The following is a 971-nucleotide window of genomic DNA, read 5'->3' on the forward strand; positions in this document are numbered from 1 at the left end:
TCGGTGGGGCCGTTAGCGTGAAAAATAGCGTCATACACTTTCAAACATTCAAAATGTGAAGACAAGCCGGTTCGGCAGGTCATCGCGATGTTCACAAACCTTATTATTAGTGCCGCGCGTCAAGGACAAAAATAGCATACGACAAAAAATTAAAGTCTAATATAAAGTATTGGAGGGTGTACGATTCGTCATAAAATCCGATAAAAAATAAAAATATCAATTCTGTAGTCGTCAAGTAAATAAGTATATAATAGATAATAGAATACATGATTGATTATTATCAATTGTAAACAAGATTGAAATTAAAATATGCATCAGTTAACCTAAAAATATTTAAAAAATTTATTAAAAATATTAATAATATTATAACAATGCAACAAAAAATAAAATTAATAAAAATAAAATATATTATATTATTTTTGTTTGTTAATTAAATTATAGATAATTAGAAATATAAATTAAAAACAGAACAATTTATATTATTATTATGAAATTTAATAAGTTATTGATAAAAAATATTCATAAAAATACCTTATTTGGGTAAAAAATTTCAAAATAAAGCGATTTAAAAATTTTTTTTATGATAAAAAGAAGTAGAAATATGTAATTAAATATCTTAAACATCACATATGATTCGATTGTATAGGTATTAAAAAGAATCGATCGGAAAAACATAAGTATTACGATAAAAAATCGAAGCTATGAGAAAAGTGTAATTATCGGGGTAGATCATGAATATGAGGGGTGGTTTTTTAGGTCGTTTTACAAACAAAACGATTTCGTGGCTTACGATATTTTTTTATGTTTGTTCAACGTTTCTCCTTTCGATCGCACAGGCGGATGCAGCCCAGAGAAGCCGTGATCGTCAGTATGAGGGGGCTTATGGTAGCAACTCTTATCACGGTGCGGGTTATAAGGGTGGCGATTATCAATCCCAAGGGTTGAATCCTGATAGTTATGGTAGCTCATCG

General features: G+C 28.7%; 1 protein-coding gene. It reads left to right on the plus strand.

Features of this window, described 5'->3' with window-relative positions:
• Positions 1-731 precede the first annotated feature (731 nt).
• A partial coding sequence (locus GQS64_RS11945) for a hypothetical protein (RefSeq protein ID WP_198231761.1) occupies positions 732-971 on the plus strand: 240 nt, incomplete at its 3' end.

The sequence above is a fragment of the Bartonella sp. P0282 genome (genome assembly GCF_048452985.1).
Lineage (GTDB): Bacteria > Pseudomonadota > Alphaproteobacteria > Rhizobiales > Rhizobiaceae > Bartonella > Bartonella choladocola.